Annotated in this window: 15 protein-coding genes; 6 read left to right on the top strand and 9 right to left on the bottom strand. The window is 65.2% G+C overall.

The genetic code is table 11. The features are described from left to right. Window positions 1-242 precede the first annotated feature (242 nt). Complete coding sequence (locus tag QCE63_RS16060; RefSeq protein ID WP_309834345.1) at window positions 243-755, top strand: GNAT family N-acetyltransferase; 513 nt, start codon at window positions 243-245, stop codon at window positions 753-755. Here the strand turns inward: QCE63_RS16060 and QCE63_RS16055 are convergent. Next, window positions 750-1,130 (bottom strand): Rrf2 family transcriptional regulator, encoded by a 381-nt coding sequence (locus QCE63_RS16055; protein ID WP_404990133.1) that lies wholly within the window; start codon window positions 1,128-1,130, stop codon window positions 750-752. The two genes, QCE63_RS16060 and QCE63_RS16055, sit on opposite strands and share 6 nt — an antisense overlap. Before the next feature lie 35 nt (window positions 1,131-1,165). Here QCE63_RS16055 and QCE63_RS16050 point away from each other — a divergent pair, with 35 nt between their 5' ends. Further along, a complete protein-coding gene (locus QCE63_RS16050; protein WP_404990132.1) occupies window positions 1,166-1,321 on the top strand; it encodes a hypothetical protein in 156 nt (51 codons plus the stop codon). An 8-nt stretch (window positions 1,322-1,329) separates the two neighbouring features. Here QCE63_RS16050 and QCE63_RS16045 read toward each other — a convergent pair whose 3' ends face one another. After that, window positions 1,330-2,652 carry an MFS transporter gene (locus tag QCE63_RS16045; RefSeq protein ID WP_309834343.1) on the bottom strand — a complete coding sequence of 441 codons (1,323 nt, stop codon included), beginning with the start codon at window positions 2,650-2,652 and terminating at the stop codon, window positions 1,330-1,332. Between the two features lie 61 nt (window positions 2,653-2,713). Further along, entirely contained in the window at window positions 2,714-3,796 is a 1,083-nt protein-coding gene (locus tag QCE63_RS16040; protein WP_309834341.1) for a tartrate dehydrogenase, read from the bottom strand. A gap of 106 nt (window positions 3,797-3,902) precedes the next feature. On the opposite strand from QCE63_RS16040, the gene QCE63_RS16035 reads away from it, so the two are divergent. After that, complete coding sequence (locus tag QCE63_RS16035; protein ID WP_309834339.1) at window positions 3,903-4,829, top strand: LysR substrate-binding domain-containing protein; 927 nt, start codon at window positions 3,903-3,905, stop codon at window positions 4,827-4,829. Here QCE63_RS16035 and QCE63_RS16030 read toward each other — a convergent pair whose 3' ends face one another. The 6 genes from QCE63_RS16030 to prpR form a co-directional block, all read right to left on the bottom strand. Then, a complete protein-coding gene (locus QCE63_RS16030) occupies window positions 4,830-6,197 on the bottom strand; it encodes a sensor histidine kinase (protein ID WP_309834336.1) in 1,368 nt (455 codons plus the stop codon). After that, on the bottom strand, window positions 6,178-6,855 hold the full coding sequence (locus tag QCE63_RS16025) for a response regulator transcription factor (RefSeq protein WP_309834335.1): 678 nt from the start codon (window positions 6,853-6,855) through the stop codon (window positions 6,178-6,180). The genes QCE63_RS16030 and QCE63_RS16025 overlap by 20 nt, the downstream gene beginning before the upstream one ends. After that, window positions 6,852-8,159, bottom strand: a complete 1,308-nt coding sequence (locus QCE63_RS16020) for an MFS transporter (RefSeq protein WP_309834334.1) — start codon at window positions 8,157-8,159, stop codon at window positions 6,852-6,854. Before QCE63_RS16020 ends, QCE63_RS16025 begins: the two co-directional genes overlap by 4 nt. A gap of 82 nt (window positions 8,160-8,241) precedes the next feature. Beyond that, window positions 8,242-9,231 (bottom strand): quinone oxidoreductase, encoded by a 990-nt coding sequence (locus tag QCE63_RS16015; protein WP_309834332.1) that lies wholly within the window; start codon window positions 9,229-9,231, stop codon window positions 8,242-8,244. A 30-nt stretch (window positions 9,232-9,261) separates the two neighbouring features. Next, entirely contained in the window at window positions 9,262-10,260 is a 999-nt protein-coding gene (locus tag QCE63_RS16010; RefSeq protein WP_309834330.1) for an ABC transporter substrate-binding protein, read from the bottom strand. 133 nt (window positions 10,261-10,393) lie between these two features. Continuing rightward, window positions 10,394-12,340 (bottom strand): propionate catabolism operon regulatory protein PrpR, encoded by a 1,947-nt coding sequence (gene prpR / locus QCE63_RS16005; RefSeq protein WP_309834328.1) that lies wholly within the window; start codon window positions 12,338-12,340, stop codon window positions 10,394-10,396. Between the two features lie 196 nt (window positions 12,341-12,536). Here prpR and prpB point away from each other — a divergent pair, with 196 nt between their 5' ends. From prpB to acnD, 3 genes are all read left to right on the top strand, one after another. Then, window positions 12,537-13,433, top strand: a complete 897-nt coding sequence (gene prpB / locus QCE63_RS16000; RefSeq protein ID WP_404990131.1) for a methylisocitrate lyase — start codon at window positions 12,537-12,539, stop codon at window positions 13,431-13,433. Window positions 13,434-13,453: 20 nt separating this feature from the next. Next, a complete protein-coding gene (gene prpC / locus QCE63_RS15995; protein WP_309834325.1) occupies window positions 13,454-14,620 on the top strand; it encodes a 2-methylcitrate synthase in 1,167 nt (388 codons plus the stop codon). A 138-nt stretch (window positions 14,621-14,758) separates the two neighbouring features. Then, window positions 14,759-17,356, top strand: coding sequence for a Fe/S-dependent 2-methylisocitrate dehydratase AcnD (gene acnD / locus QCE63_RS15990; protein WP_309834323.1), 2,598 nt, complete (start codon window positions 14,759-14,761; stop codon window positions 17,354-17,356). Window positions 17,357-17,379: the final 23 nt, after the last annotated feature.

Below are 17,379 nucleotides of genomic sequence, written 5' to 3'. Positions count from 1 at the left end.
ATTTCCAGCATGATTATTCAAACCGTCCTTGTTATTAAAAGCAATGAGATGACAAAAGATCACCTCAATTGCACGCTGATGACAGTTTGATGACTATAAAGAAACGTTCGGACTGTTACTGCAAGGTTACTGAACTATTACATCTGGATCGTCATTTACCGGATCACAATCCAATGGCTTTCGGGGAGGAAAGACTTACGAGTGATACGGTGTGAATACCTTGCCTTTGATCCCAACCACCCATGAACCCACCTTCCTTCCGCCAGGCCACGCCTTCCGACATCGACCGCTGCTTTGAAATAGAAAACTGCGCCTATGAAGGCGACGAAGCCGCGACGCGCGAGAAGATCGCCACGCGCATCGAGCAGTATCCGCAGGGGTTCATCGTCATGGAACAGGATGGACGCGTCATCGGCTTCATCAATGGCGGCTGTGCCCATGATGTCGTCATGTCCGATGAGGCATTCAAGGAACTGATCGGCCACGATCCCGCCGCGCCGAATGTCGTGGTCATGTCAGTGGTGATCGATCCGGCATGCCAGGGACAAGGCCATGCCTCGCTGATGATGCGCACTTTCGTTGCACACATGACCGCCACGGGAAAGAAGACGATCCACCTCATGTGCAAGGACCGTCACGTCGCGCTTTACGAAAGACTGGGCTATCGCTATGTCAGGCCGTCGAGTTCGGATCACGGCGGCATGGCGTGGCATGAGATGGTGATGACGCTTTACGCGCCCATCAGAAAGCTATGAAGGCTTCCGGGCAGCCTTCCCGCGCGACACCGGAAGCTTGACGCCGCGCATCAGCATCACAAGCGTGAGCTTTTCGAATCTTGCGAGCATGACCGCTTCGGCGTCGCGCAAGGTGACCGGGAGATGCGCATTCACGGCCTGCTCGACCAGACATTCCGGATGGTCTTCGGAAACCAGATCTGAAAAGAGAGGCGGTTCGCCGACCGCCCGATACACGTCCAGCAGCGTGATCTTATCGAGCGGTTGCGCCAGCGCCCACCCTCCGCCGTGTCCCTTCTCCGATGCAACCTGACCGCTATCCCGCAGCCCGCCGAACAAGCGTCTGACGACCACGGCGTTCGTGCCCAGCATTTCACCGAGTGCTTCGGAGGTCAACGGGCCATCGGCCTGCTTCTCACAAGCAGTTGCCGATGCTGGAGTTCATCCTCAAGGGCGGCCTGCCGACGACGATCAAGGCGGGCCTGAGAACCCAGGGCTTCGATGCGGGCATTCCCCGCGCGCCGCTCAAGGCTTTGTCCGATGCCGGGACGCAACGCCTTGCGACGCTGCTTCGCGACATCGGCTGACGAGTCGATCAACGCGGCGTCGAACTCACTGCCGTGCCTGCGGCATGCATGTCAGGGCCGCCCTGCTTGCGTGCCAGCAAGAGCGTGATGATCGCCGACAACGCGAGGGTTCCCGCCACCACATAAAGGCCCGCCGCATAGCCGCCCGTGATCTTCTTCAGCCAGCCGATCGCGGACGGCCCGACAAAGCCGCCGAGATTGCCGATCGAATTGATCATCGCGATGCCCGCCGCCGCGCCCGCGCCGGAGAGAAACGTGCTCGGAATGGCCCACAGCGGCGCCTTGGCCGCGCTGATGCCGACATTCACCAGCACCAGCGCCCCGACGATCGCAACCGCGCCATGGGCATTCGCGGCCAGGATCAGGCCGACGCACGCCAGCACGCACGGCAGCACCACGTGCCACGTGCGTTCCTGCAAGCGGTCCGAGCGCCGCGCCCACCAGATCATCGCGAGCACCGCGATCAGCGCGGGAATGGCCGCGAGCAAGCCGGTCTGGAGCGCGCCGAAGCCATACTGGTTGATGATGAGCGGCGCCCACAAGCCGAGCGTGTACAAGCCCGCCGACGTGCCGAAATACACCAGCGCCAGCGCAAGCACCCGCACATCGCGCAACGCGGCGAGCGCGGCGCCCGTGTGGCCCGCATGCTGGCTGCGCGCGTCCGCTTCCTCGCGCAGACGGTCGATGAGCCAGGTCTTTTCATCGTCGGCGAGCCAGCCTGCTTTCTGCGGCGAATCCGTCAGCGCACGCAGCACGACGAAGCCGAGCACGACCGCAGGCAGCGCTTCGATGATGAACAGGATCTGCCAGTCGGCGAGGCCGAACATCGGCGGCAACTGCATGATGGCGCCGGAGAGCGGCGAGCCGATCGCCGTCGAGATCGGCGCGGCCGCCATGAACCAGGCGGCGGCGACGGCGCGCTGGCGCTTCGGGAACCACTGGCTCAGATACAGGATGATGCCGGGAAAGAAGCCCGCTTCCGCGATGCCGAGCAGGACGCGCGACACATAGAAGCTCTGCGGCCCGGAGACGAACGCCGATGCCGCCGACACGATGCCCCACGTCACCATCACGCGTGCAATCCAGATGCGCGCCCCGACGCGGTCGAGTATCAGGTTCGACGGCACTTCGAACAGAAAATAGCCGATGAAGAACAGCCCGACGCCGAGCCCGAAGGCAGCCGGCGAAAGACCGATGTCGCGGTTCATCGTCAGCGCGGCGAAGCCGATGTTCACGCGGTCGAGAAAGCTCACGAAATACAGCAGCATGACGAGCGGAATGATGCGCCACATCAGCTTGCGCGATACGCGCGTTTCGATGTCGTTCTGCATGTGTCTCCTTCGGACGAGGCGGCGCCGTGCCCTCGCGGGGCCGGCGCTCGAAAAAGGATTTTCAGGCTGCGGCCGCGACCTTCTGGAGCAGTGCGCAGACAGCTTCGGTGACTTGCGCCGTGGTCGCGTTGCCGCCGAGATCGCCGGTATGCAGCGCGGGATTCGCGGTCACCGCTTCCACCGCCTGCATCACGCGTTGCGCGGCCTCGTGCTCACCGAGATGTTCGAGCAGCATCACCACCGACCAGAAGGTGCCGACCGGATTCGCCAGCCCCTTGCCCATGATGTCGAAGGCCGAGCCGTGGATCGGCTCGAACATCGACGGATAGCGGCGTTCCGGATCGATGTTGCCCGTCGGCGCGATGCCGAGGCTGCCCGCCAGCGCGGCCGCGAGATCGCTGAGAATGTCCGCGTGCAGATTGGTCGCGACGATCGTGTCCAGCGACTTCGGACGGTTGACCATGCGCGCGGTGGCGGCATCGACGAGTTCCTTGTCCCACGTCACATCCGGAAACTCGGCGGCGATCTGCGTGGCGATCTCGTCCCACATCACCATCGCGTGACGTTGCGCATTGCTCTTCGTGACCACCGTCAGCAGCTTGCGCGGACGCGACTGCGCCAGCCGGAACGCGTAGCGCATGATGCGCTCGACACCGGCGCGCGTGAGGATGGAAACGTCCGTGGCCGCTTCGATCGGATGCCCTTGATGCACCCGCCCGCCGACGCCCGCATATTCCCCTTCTGAGTTCTCGCGCACGATCACCCAGTTCAGGTCGCCGGGACCGCAGCGCTTCAGCGGCGCATCGATGCCGGGCAGGATGCGCGTCGGCCGCACGTTCGCGTACTGATCGAAGCCCTGGCAGATCTTCAGGCGCAAACCCCACAGCGTGATGTGATCGGGAACGTCCGGATCGCCCGCCGAACCGAACAGGATCGCGTCCTTGTCGCGCAGCGCGTCAAGGCCGTCGGCGGGCATCATCGCGCCGTGCTGGCGGTAATGGTCCGCGCCCCAGTCGAAGTCCTCGAATTCAAAGCGGAACGTGCTGACGGTTTGCGCGAGCGCTTCAAGCACCTGCTTGCCCGCCGGCACGACTTCCTTGCCGATGCCGTCGCCGGGAATGATCGCGATGCGATAGGTCTTCATGCTGTCTCCGTGTGTTGGGTTCGAGTGGGTTCACTTTACCGAAGCGGGAGTGCATCAACCGGTGCTAGACTCAAGGCATCTTTAACTTTGAGTTGAAAGTGGGAATATGGCCGAGACCGTCCAGGCTGCGGACTTTTCGTTCTTTTCGACGTTGTCGGCTGCGGGCAGCCTGAGCGCCGCAGCGCGCGAACTCGGCCTCACGGCGGCGGCGGTCAGCAAGCGGCTGGCGCAGATGGAGCAGCGCGCCGGCGTGCCGCTCGTCACGCGCACGACCCGCCGCATGATGCTGACGCCCGAGGGCGAGCTGTATCTGGAACGGGCGCGGCGCATCCTCGACGAGATCGACGAACTCGCCGAACTGCTCGGCAGCGCGCGCAAGAATCCGAAGGGGCTGCTGCGCGTCAACGCGACGCTCGGCTTCGGGCGCAGTCATGTCGGCCCGGCGCTCGCGCGTTTCGTGCGGCAGTATCCGCAGGTACAGGCGCAGTTGCAGCTGTCGGTCGCGCCGCCCTCGCTCACGGATGACGCCTTCGACGTCTGCATCCGTTTCGGCGAGCCGCCCGATACGCGCGTCGTGGCCCGCAGGCTCGCGGCCAACCGGCGGCTGTTGTGCGCGACGCCGGAGTATCTGCGCGCACACGGCGTCCCGGCCACGCCGCATGATCTGACGCGCCACAACTGCATCGGCATCCGTCAGGGCGACGAAGCCTATGGCGTGTGGCGTCTGACATCCGGACGCGGAAGCGCGCGCAGGACGGAGGCGGTGCGCATCGGCGGGAATCTGACGACGAACGACGGCGAGATCGCCGTGAAATGGGCGCTGGACGGCCACGGCATCCTGATGCGGGCCGAGTGGGATATCGCCGAATATCTGAACGACGGCCGCCTCGTGCCCGTGTTGCCCGACTTCGAAACGCCCAACGCCGATATCTACGCGGTCTATCTGCAACGTCACCAGATGTCGACGCGGATTCGCGCGTTCGTGGACTTCATGGCGCGCACGTTTCAGGACGGCGGGGGCGGACGCGGTTAGTCAGCCCCGCAGGATCACCGTGAACTTCGCGCCCCGCTGCGGCGCGGCTTCACTTATCTCGATCGTCCCGCCGTGCGCGCGCACGATTTCCCGCGCGATGGCAAGCCCCAACCCGCTGCCCTCTTCCTCCGACGCCCGGAAAAACGGCTCGAACACCCGCTCGCGCAGTTCCGCCGGAATGCCCGGCCCTTCGTCGAGGACGCAGACTTGCACCGCATCGTCGACGCGCCGCGCTTCGACCGTGACGCGCGTGCCGTCGGGCGAATAGCGGATGGCGTTATCGACGAGATTAGAAAGCGCCGCCGACAGCAACGGCTTGCTGCCTTTGACGACGAGCGCGGCGTCCTCGAAGGACACGGCCAGTTCTATCTCGCGACGGCTCGCCGCCAGCGCCAGCTTCTCCACCGCACGCGCGATGACCTCCTTCAGATCGACGGACTCGCGCTCGAAGCGGGTGTAATCGGCCGATTCGGCCTGCGCCAGCATCAGCAACTGATTGATGAGCGCGACCATCGCGCGATTGCTGTGATGCATGGCCGCGAGCGTCTCGCGCACTTCGTCGAGATTATGCTGACGGCGCGCGTACTGAAGCTGCGAGCCGAGCAGCGTGAGCGGCGTGCGAATCTGATGCGCGGCGTCGGCGATGAAGCGCCGCTGCGTCGCGGTCTGCTGCTCGATGACGTCGAGCGATGCGTTGAAGGCCGCGACCAGCGGCTGCAACTCGGCGTGCAGATCCGTGGCGTCGATGCGGTTGCGGCCCTGCCGGGGACGCGCGGTGAGCGCGGCGGCGAGCCGTTCGAGCGGGCGCAGTTCCAGCGCGAGACCGGCGCAGATCAGCGCCATCGCCACGGCGATGCTGCCGAGGATATAGGCGAGCTGCGGCTTCCACAGCGAGGCGACGAGCGCGTCGCGCGCCGCCTGCGTGCGCCCCACGGAGACGAGCACTTCGACGGTGCGGCCCGCGTCGAACATCGGCCGCGTCAGCGACACCGCGCGCACCGGCAGTCCGGACACGCGCGCGTCGTACCACTGCGGCAGGCCGGTGCGCGGCAGGCCCGGAAAATCGGACGTGCCTGCGATCACCGCGCCTCCGGCAATCTGCACGCGATAGAACACCTGATCGCCCTCCGGCGTGCCGACGATCTGGATCGTGCTCGGCGACACCGACGCCACCAGGTCGTCGCCGCTCCAGCGCACATCGGCAGCCAGCACGCGGGCGGCGGCCAGCAGCGCCGCGTCCTGCAGCAGGTCCGCGGTGCGGCGCGCGTTCGCATGCGTGATCCAGGCCGCGATCAGGCCGAAGGCCGTCATCGGCACGATGAGCCAGAGCAGCAGCCGCGTGCGCAGGCTACGCGTGCGACTCTTCATGTTCCAGCAGATAGCCGAGCCCGCGCAGCGTGATGATCGCCGCCGTGCTCTTCTCGATCTTCTTCCTGAGCCGCGAGATATAGATTTCGATGGCATCGCCGCTCGGCGGCGCATCGCGGTCGTCCACCGCTTCCGCCAGCACGGCCTTCGATACCGTGCGCCCGGCCTGGAGGATCAGCGCTTCGAGCACCGCGTGCTCGCGCGGCGTGAGGGAGAGCGCGTCGTCGTCGACGAAGAACTGGCGGCGGTCCATGTCGTACAGCAGCGTGCCGCAGCGCAGGCGGTTCGAGCGCACCGGCGCGTGACGCCGCGCCAGCGCCTTGATGCGCGCAACCAGTTCGCGGTCGTCGAAGGGCTTGACGACGTAGTCATCCGCGCCGTCGCTCAGACAGATGACCTTTTCGCCGATATCGCCGGTGGCCGTCAGCACCAGCACGGGCGTGTCGTTGGCGCCGTCGCGCATGCGCCGCAGCACCGCCTTGCCCGACATCCCCGGCAGATTGAGATCCAGCAGCACGACGTCGTAGCGCGTGCCGGCGAGCGACGCCTCGGCCGCTTCGCCGTCCGGCGCATGCTCGACGAGAAAACCCTCGTCGGTCAGGGTTCTCGCGAGCCAGTGCGCCAGTTGATGATTGTCTTCGATCAGCAGCAGTTTCATTGCTCGGTCACGCCGTGCCACCTGTACCCATTGCGGGCCTCGCGCGAGCGGTACAGCACCAGTGTCGCCACCGCGCCGCACACGGCCGCCACCGCCATCCACGCGCCGGGCGCGGCCTTGTCGCCGGTGAAGTGAATCAGCGAGGTCGAGATGGCCGGCGTGAAGCCGCCCACCAGCGTGGCGAGGCTATAGGCCATCGAGAAACCGGTCGTGCGCACGTGCGCGGGCATCAGCTCGGTGAGCGCGACCACCATCGCACCGTTGTACCACGCATAGAGCACCGAGAGCCACAGTTCCACCGCCAGCAGGCGCTCGAACGAAGGCGCCGCGACCAGCCATTGCATCGCCGGATAGGCCGTGAGGATGGTCAGCACGGTGAAGAGCAGCAGGATGGGCCGGCGTCCGAAACGGTCCGACATCGCGCCCGACACCGGCAGCCAGATCAGGTTCGAGAGACCCACGCAGACGGTGACGATGAGCGAATCCATCGACGACAGATGCAGCACGTTCTTGCCGAAGGTCGGCGTGTAGGTGGTGATCAGATAGAACGACGCCGTGGTCATGATGACGAGCCCCATGCCGCCGAGAATCAGCCCGGCGTTCTGCACCATCGACTTCAAGATCTCGCTCATCGACGGATGATGCTTGCGGGCCGCGAACTCATCGGTTTCGCGCAGCGTGCGGCGGATCAGGAACAGGAACGGCACAATCAGGCAGCCGACCAGGAACGGAATGCGCCAGCCCCAGGCGTTGACGTCGGCAGGCGGCAGGGTCTGGTTGAGCAGCACACCGAGCGATGCCGCGAAAATCACCGCGACCTGCTGGCTGCCCGATTGCCACGAGCAGAAGAAGCCGCGCCGGCCGGGTGTCGCGATTTCGGCGAGATACACCGAGACGCCGCCCAGTTCCACGCCCGCCGAGAAGCCTTGCAGCAGGCGTCCGAACAGCACGACCACCGGCGCCGCGATGCCGATGGCCGCATAGCCCGGCACGAGCGCCACGCACGCGGTGCCGACCGCCATCAGCCAGAGCGACAGGATCAGCCCCTTGCGGCGTCCGTGCCGGTCCACATAGGCGCCGAGCACGAGCGCGCCGATCGGCCGCATCACAAAGCCCGCGCCGAACACTGACAGCGCCAGAAGCAGCGAGACGAATTCGTTCTCGGCCGGAAAGAAGGTATGCGCGATGGCACTCGCGTAATAGGCGTAGACAGTGAAGTCGTACATCTCCAGAAAATTGCCGCTGACCACGCGAAACACGGAGCGGAACGGCGATTCGGAGCGATTCGGAATATCGGTTTTCATCAGCATCCTCGGATAGCGAAAGGACGAGTTGGGGCACCGGCGACGCTTTTGCGCCGTCGGAAGAATCGGGAAGCGTTGAAGCCTAGGCGATGGCCATCACGGCCTTGCCGGACTGACGCCGCTCTTCGAGCGCCGCATGCGCATCTTCGACGTCGTCCAGCGTGTAGCGGCCATTGATCTCCACACGCAGCGCGCCTTGCTGGATCGCGGCGAAGACATCGTCGGCGCGGCGCTGCACGGTGGCGGCATCGGCGAGATGGTCGGCGAGGCGCGGGCGCGTCAGGAACAGCGAACCGGCTTCGCCGAGTTCATAAGGATCGAGATCGCGCATCGGGCCTGTCACCGAACCGTAGTTCACCACCAGCCCGCGCACGCGCGTCGCACGGAAGCTGTCGCGCAAGGTCGTTCTGCCGACAGCGTCGAACACCACGTCGACGCCGCGTCCATCGGTCAGTTCGCGCACCCGGTCCGCGAAGCCGCCGTTCTCGTAGAGCAGCACGTGATCGGCGCCGCGCTCGCGGGCGATGGCGGCCTTGTCTGCGGTGCTGGTCGTCGCGAACACTTGCACGCCGCGCCGCTTCGCCAGTTGCACGAGCAACTGTCCGATGCCGCCGGACGCCGCATGCACGAGACAGGTCATGCCGGCTTCGAGCTGCGCGCCATCGCCGAGCAGATAGTGCGCGGTGGAACCCTGGAAGATCGCGGCGGCGGCCACATCGTAGGCAATGTCGTCCGGCAGTCGCGCGAGACGTGCGGCGGGAATCACCGCATAGTCCGCATACGCGCCCCACGCGATGCACCATGCCACGCGGTCGCCCGGACGGCACGACATGACGCCCGCGCCGCATTCGACTACCTCGCCCGCGCCTTCCATGCCGAGCGTGCACGGCAGGCGCACGGGATACGTGCGTGAATCGCGATACTTGCCCTGACGCGTATGCACGTCCATGAAGTTGATGCCCGCCGCGACGACACGCACCAGCACTTCACCCGGCCCCGGCCTCGGCACCTCGATCTCGACGCGGCGCAGAACCTCCGGGCCGCCGTACTCATGAATCTGAATCGCTCGCATGAGCGTGTCTCCGTTGTGATAGGAATCGCGTTACTGCGCGGCGGCGACGAACCGGTCGGTCCACGTGCGCGCGAGATCGACATGCCGCGCCGACACTTCGGCATCGGCTTCGGCCAGGATCGCGAGCACGGTCGCGGGGGCATCGGCGGGCATGCGTCCGTCGGTCGAGAAAGCCGGTTTCATCACCGTCAGCGCTTGCCGGTAGATGGCCGGGTCGTCGCCCTCCAGCGCCGCCGGCATCGCGGCCGCGATGTCCTGCTCACTGTGCGTCTGGATGAAGCGCAGCGCGGCCAGCAGCGCGCGCACCAGTCGCGCCGTTTCATCCGGATGGGCGTCGATCCATTCGCGGCGCATGTAAAGACACGCGCCCACGTAGGAACCGCCCAGTTGCGCGCGCGAGTCGGCGATGCTGCGCAAGTCCACCAGCGGCCGCGCCACGCCGCGCGACAAAAGACGCGTGGCGGTGGGTTCCTCGGTCATGGTGGCATCGACTTCACCGGCTGTGAGCGCCCGCTCGAACGCTGCTTCGGTCGCGAGCGGCACTACGGTATAACTGCCGGCCAGCACGCCCGCGCGCGCGGCCAGATAGCGCGTCAGAAAATCCGTCGATGAGCCGAAACCGGTCACGCCGAGCTTGCGGCCTTTGGCATCGGCCATCGTCCGCATGGCGCTCGCGCTGCGCGTCAGTTCGATCAACCCCGCCGAGCGCCCCAGCACGATCACCGACTGCACGTCCATGCCACGGCTTTGCAGACCGATCGTATGGTCATAAAAACCGACCGCGCCCTGAATGGCGCCCGCGACGAGTTCGGTGGACGTGTCGATGCCCGCAGGCGACGACAGCACGCGCACGTCGAGTCCTTCGCGACGGAAGTAGCCGAGCTGGTCGGCGAGCATGACCGGCAGATAGATCAGCTTGGCGACGCCGCCCGTCATCAGCCGGATGGGTTCGGCGCGCGCCGCCTGCGCCGCGCACAGCGCAAGCAGCAGATAAGCCAGACGGACGAGCGAGCCTGCACGCAACGGCATCGAGAAAGTCTCCTGAACAGCTTCAAGGCGCTTGCCGAAACAATCGCCTGCCATGTCAGGAAGTATAAAAAACCGTGCCCTTCTGAAAGCTTTCCGCCGGGCAGGCGTTTTCTCCGTAGTTTCCCGACTCCCGTCAGCGTTTGTCGTTCAGCTTGCGCCACAGCGTGGTCTTGCTGATGCCGAGCGCCCGGCACGCCGCATCGCGATCGCCACCGTATTCGTTGAGCGTCGCGCGGACCTGATCCGCCTCCGCCGTGCGGCTCAGCTGGCGCAGACCGGGGTTGGCGTCCGCTTCCTGCGCCGTGTCGAAGACTTCGGGCGCGAGGGCCGCGAAATCGTCCAGCGACAGCTTCGGCTCCCGCCCGCTCCGGCCCGGCAAATGCGCCATTTCCACGGCGACGCGTTCGATCACGTTCTGCAATTCCCGCACGTTGCCCGGCCAGCGGTAGGCGCCCAGCGCCGCCTGCAACGGCGCAAGCACTTTTCTCATTGCCTCGCGATCCGGCAGCCGCGTGCCGAGCGTTTCATCGCGGCTCGCCGCCTGCGCGAGCAGTTCGACGGCCAGTGGCGCGATATCGCCCGGACGCGCGCGCAGCGGCGGCAATGCGATGCTCAGGATGTTGATGCGGTAGAAGAGATCGGCACGGAACGAGCCGTCCTGCACGGCCTGCGCCAGCGGCCGATGCGTCGCCGCGATCACGCGGATATCCACGCGCGTCGGTTCGGTCGAGCCGAGCCGCACGACTTCCCGCTCCTGCAACACGCGCAACAGCCGGCTTTGCAGCGAAGACGGCATCTCGCCGATTTCATCGAGAAACAGCGTGCCGCGATGCGCCGCTTCGATCAGCCCCGCCCGGCCGCCCTTGCGCGCGCCGGTGAATGCGCCTTCCTCGTAGCCGAACAGTTCGCTTTCCAGCAAGGCTTCCGGGAACGCGCCGCAGTTGATCGCGACGAACGGAAAGTCCTTGCGGCGGCTCATCTGGTGCATGCTCTGCGCGACCATTTCCTTGCCGGTGCCGCTTTCGCCGAGGATCAGCAGCGTGGCGTCGGACGTGGCGTACTTGCGCACCAGCGCCTTCACGCGCTGCATCACGTCCGACTCGCCGACGATCGCGTCCAGCCGGTAGCGCGCGACGAACGCCTGCGCGCCTTGCCGCGCGCGCAGGGTCCGGTCCAGCCGCTCGACGGCGCGCGATTCCTGGAACGTGAAGAGCGTGCCGCCGGTGGCGCCGTCCGCGCCCAGCGGGCCGCGATGGATCGCGTAGCTGACGCCGCGCACGTGGCCGACGACATCCTCGCCGTCAGCCGGCAGGATGCCGTCGAGCGCGGGCGCGACTTCCAGCAGCGCGCGGCCGGCGGCGCGGGCGGCATCGGGCAGGCCCAACGCATCCAGCAGACGGCGATTGATCGCTTCGATGCGGCCTTCGGCATCCACTGCGACGACGCCGTCGCGCAGATGTTGCAGGAGGTTGTCGAGCCGCGCGCGCCGCCCGGCTTCGCGACGCATGGCCTGCGCGACTTCGAGCGCGGTCTCCAGCGCCGAGGCAACCGAAGTCCGCGAATAGAGGAACACCGACTGCATGCCGGCGCGGGCGGCGAGATCGGTCACGAGGCCCGGGCCCACGACCACGTCGATACCGCGGTCGCGCAGATCGAGCACGAGATGTTCGGCGTCCTGCGCCGAGCGATACGACTCGCAAGCCACGTCAATCGCATACGCGGCGAGAAAGCGGCGAATCTCCGGCGGCGTCTCGCCGTGCGTGACGAGCGCCATGCGGGCATCCTCGCGGCGCGCCTTGGCGAGCGCCTGCATCACGTCGAAGCCGGTCGGGCTGACGATCACCACCGGCACGGACACGCGCGTCTTCAGATACGCGCCGTTCGAGCCGCCCGCGACGACGACATCGGGCCGCTCGCCGGTTTCGGACTCGATGCGCGTGACGGCATCTTCGTAGCCGAGCGGGATGGCGTCGAGATCGGCGCGGTCGGCGTATTCCTCGCCGACGTCCATGAACAGGTCGCGCAGACGGCTGATGCCGACCGCCCAGATGCGGGGGCGTGAGGCGGTTTCGGGTTTCATGTTGTTGCTGGAAACGGGGTCGATCGAAACTACAGCGTAACGCACGAATCCCCGTTTCGAAACGTGAATTTCATTTTTGAAATCATCCGGTGCGCGCGGCTGCGAGTCAACTTCAGGCAAATCAACGGCTTACACCGCCCGCCTCACATGGCAGGGATTTTGCAAACGATCGGTGCCTTCTATGGAGACATCAAACGTGAATTCAAACTCCCCACTCGAACAGACCGCCGGCGCGCGCTTCCGCCAGGCCGTCCGGGAAGAATCCCCCTTGCAAGTCGTCGGCGCCATTACCGCCTATGCGGCGAAGATGGCCGAGGCCGTCGGCTTCAAGGCGCTGTATCTGTCGGGCGGCGGCGTCGCCGCGAACTCGCTCGGCATGCCTGACCTCGGCATCAGCACCATGGAAGACGTGCTGACCGACGCGCGGCGCATCACGGATGCATCGTCGCTGCCGCTGATGGTCGATATCGATACGGGCTGGGGCGGCGCATTCAACATCGCGCGCACGGTCCGCTCGTTCATCAAGGCGGGCGTGGCGGCCGTGCACATGGAGGATCAGGTCGGACAGAAGCGCTGCGGCCATCGTCCGGGCAAGGAAGTCGTCTCGAAGGGCGAGATGGTGGATCGCGTCAAGGCGGCCGTCGATGCCCGCACCGACGCCTCCTTCGTCATCATGGCGCGCACGGATGCGGCCGCTGTCGAAGGTATCGATGCCGCGATCGAGCGTGCGGTTGCTTATGTCGAAGCCGGCGCGGACATGATTTTCCCGGAAGCGATGAAGACGCTCGACGACTACCGGCGCTTCAAGGCAGCGGTGAAGGTGCCGATCCTCGCGAACCTGACCGAGTTCGGTTCGACGCCCTTCTTCACCGTCGATGAACTGAAGGACGCCAATGTCGATATCGCGCTGTACTGCTGCGGCGCGTATCGCGCGATGAACGCGGCGGCGCTGAACTTCTACGAGACCGTGCGGCGCGACGGCACGCAGAAGGCCGCCGTCGAGACCATGCAATCGCGCGCTGACCTGTATAAGTACCTCGGCTATCACGCCTACGAAGACAAGCTCGACCAGCTGTTTTCCGCCCAGAAATAACCGCACTCAGGAGACGAACAATGAGCGAAGCAGACAACAGCACCGCAGCCGGTGGTTTCAAGCCGAAGAAGTCCGTCGCGCTGTCCGGCGTGACGGCGGGCAATACCGCGTTGTGCACGGTCGGCCGCACCGGCAACGATCTGCACTATCGCGGCTATGACATTCTCGATCTCGCCAACACGTCCGAGTTCGAAGAGATTGCTTACCTGCTCGTCCATGGCAAGCTGCCGAACGCCGCCGAGCTGAAGGCCTACAAGACCAAGCTGAAGGCCATGCGCGGCCTGCCCGCTAACTTGAAGGCCGCACTCGAATGGATCCCCGCTTCGGCACATCCGATGGACGTCATGCGCACCGGCGTCTCCGTGCTCGGCACCATCCTGCCCGAGAAGGACGATCACAACATTCCGGGCGCGAAGGACATCGCCGACAAGCTGATGGCCTCGCTCGGCTCGATGCTGCTGTACTGGTATCACTACTCGCACAACGGCAAGCGCATTGAAGTGGAAACCGATGACGATTCCATCGGCGGGCACTTCCTGCATCTGCTGCATGGCGTGGAGCCGTCGAAATCATGGGTCGATGCAATGCACGTGTCGCTCAACCTCTACGCCGAACACGAATTCAATGCGTCGACCTTTACGGCGCGCGTGATCGCGGGCACGGGTTCGGACATGTACTCGGCGATTGCGGGCGGCATCGGCGCGTTGCGCGGCCCGAAGCACGGCGGCGCCAACGAAGTGGCCTTTGAAATCCAGTCGCGTTATCTGAACGCCGACGAAGCCGAAGCCGACATCAAGCAGCGCGTCGAACGAAAGGAAGTGGTGATCGGCTTCGGACATCCGGTCTATACGATCTCGGATCCGCGCAACAAGGTCATCAAGGAAGTCGCGAAGAAGCTCTCGAAGGAAGCGGGCGACACGAAGCTTTTCAGCATCGCCGAGCGGCTCGAAACGGTGATGTGGGACGCGAAGAAGATGTTCCCCAATCTCGACTGGTTCAGCGCCGTGTCGTATCACATGATGGGCGTGCCCACGGCGATGTTCACACCGCTGTTCGTCATCTCGCGCACGTCGGGATGGAGCGCGCACATCATCGAGCAACGCATCGACAACAAGATCATCCGGCCGAGCGCGAATTACACGGGACCGGACAACCTGAAGTTCACGCCGCTGCGCGAGCGCAAGTAAAGCGCATGTGACGCACAGGCCTTGCCGCCTTACACGGCAGCAAGGCCTTTTTTGATATCGTAGTCAACGTTCGACCCCCGACAATACCCTTGCAGCATGGCGACTGAAACCAGACCATGCGATGAGCGAGACACGGCCATGAATACTGCAAACCGCAAACCTCTTCCCGGCACCCCGTGCGATTTCTTCGATGCGCGCGCCGCCGTCGACGCCCTCTCGCCCGGTGCCTACGACACCCTGCCCTATACGTCGCGCGTGCTGGCCGAGAATCTGGTGCGGCGCTGCGATCCGGCCATGCTCGACGCGTCGCTGCTGCAATTGATCGAGCGCAAGACCGAACGCGATTTCCCGTGGTATCCGGCGCGCGTGGTGTGTCACGACATCCTGGGCCAGACGGCGCTGGTCGATCTGGCGGGCCTGCGCGACGCCATCGCCGAACAGGGTGGCGATCCCGCCAAGGTGAACCCCGTGGTGCCGGTGCAGTTGATCGTCGATCATTCGCTGGCCGTCGAATGCGGTGGCTTCGATCCCGATGCGTTCCAGAAGAACCGCGCCATCGAAGACCGCCGGAATGAAGACCGCTTTCACTTCATCGACTGGACTAAACAAGCTTTTGAGAACGTAGAGGTGATTCCGCCGGGCAACGGCATCATGCATCAGATCAATCTTGAGCGCATGTCGCCGGTCATTCACGCGATCAACGGCGTCGCGTTTCCCGATACGCTCGTCGGCACCGACAGCCACACGCCGCACGTCGATGCGCTCGGCGTCATTGCGATTGGCGTCGGCGGTCTTGAAGCGGAGAACGTCATGCTGGGCCGCGCGTCGTGGATGCGCCTGCCGGATATCGTCGGCGTGGATCTGACGGGCAAGCGCCAGCCGGGCATCACGGCGACGGACATCGTGCTCGCACTCACTGAATTCCTGCGCAAGGAAAAGGTCGTCGGCGCGTATCTGGAGTTCTATGGCGCAGGCGCAGCGAGCCTCACGCTCGGCGACCGCGCGACCATCTCGAACATGGCGCCCGAGTATGGCGCGACCGCCGCGATGTTCTACATCGACCAGCAGACCATCGACTATCTGCGCCTCACCGGCCGCGAAGAAGAGCAGATCCGCCTCGTCGAGACCTATGCGAAGACAGCCGGCCTGTGGGCCGATACGCTCACGAACGCGCGCTACGAGCGCATCCTGCGCTTCGATCTGTCGAGCGTGGAACGCAACATGGCAGGGCCGTCGAATCCGCACAAGCGCCTGCCTACGTCGCAGCTTGCCGCGCGCGGCATCGCCGGCAAGTGGGAAGAGACGCCCGGCAAGATGCCGGACGGCGCGGTCATCATCGCGGCCATCACCAGCTGCACCAATACCAGCAACCCGCGCAACGTGATCGCCGCTGCGCTGCTCGCGCGCAATGCCAATGCGCAAGGCCTGACGCGCAAGCCGTGGGTGAAGTCGTCGCTGGCACCGGGCTCGAAGGCCGTCGAACTCTACTTGCAGGATGCCGCCCTACTGCCTGAACTCGAGAAGCTCGGCTTCGGCATCGTCGCGTTTGCATGCACGACCTGCAACGGCATGTCGGGCGCGCTGGATCCGGTGATCCAGCAGGAGATCGTCGAGCGCGAGCTGTACACGACCGCCGTGCTCTCCGGCAATCGCAACTTCGATGGCCGCATTCATCCGTACGCGAAGCAGGCGTTCCTGGCATCGCCGCCGCTCGTCGTTGCGTATGCGATTGCGGGCACGATCCACTTCGACATCGAGAAGGATGCGCTTGGCACCGGCGCGAACGGCCAGCCGGTGTATCTGAAGGACATCTGGCCCGATGACGCGGAGATCGATGCGATCGTCGCGCAGAGCGTGAAGCCCGAGCATTTCCGCCGCGTGTATGAGCCGATGTTCGCTTTGACGCAAGCGCGCGGCGACGCCATCAACCCGCTGTACGACTGGCGCGGCCAGAGCACGTATATCCGCCGTCCGCCATACTGGGAAGGCGCGCTGGCGGGCGAACGCACGTTGCGCGGCATGCGGCCGCTCGCCGTGCTCGGCGACAACATCACGACCGATCATCTCTCGCCGTCGAACGCCATTCTCGCGAACAGCGCCGCCGGCGAATATCTGACGAAGATGGGCCTGCCTGAAGAAGACTTCAATTCGTATGCGACGCATCGCGGCGATCATCTGACGGCACAGCGCGCGACCTTCGCCAATCCGACGCTCATCAACGAAATGGCCGTGGTCGATGGCCAGATCAAGAAAGGCTCGCTCGCGCGCATCGAACCTGAAGGCAAGGTCACGCGCATGTGGGAAGCCATCGAGACCTACATGGAGCGCAAGCAGCCGCTCATCATCATTGCGGGCGCGGACTACGGACAAGGCTCGTCACGCGACTGGGCCGCGAAAGGCGTCAGGCTCGCTGGCGTCGAGGCAATCGTCGCGGAAGGCTTCGAGCGGATCCATCGCACGAACCTGATCGGCATGGGCGTGTTGCCGCTCGAATTCAAACCGGGCGTGAACCGCGTGACGCTCGCGCTCGACGGCACCGAAACCTACGACGTGATCGGCGCACGCACGCCGCGCGCGGACCTCGTGCTCGTGATTCAGCGCAAGAACGGCGAACGCGTGGAAGTGCCCGTCACGTGCCGGCTCGATACGGCCGAAGAAGTGTCCATCTATGAAGCGGGCGGCGTTCTGCAACGCTTTGCGCAGGATTTCCTGGAGTCGTCGAAGGCTGCCGCCTGACGCGCTGTCTTTCTACCAAAGGA

It is taken from the genome of Caballeronia sp. LZ065 (genome assembly GCF_031450975.1).
Lineage (GTDB): Bacteria > Pseudomonadota > Gammaproteobacteria > Burkholderiales > Burkholderiaceae > Caballeronia.
This window is presented reverse-complemented; position numbering and strand designations above follow the sequence as displayed.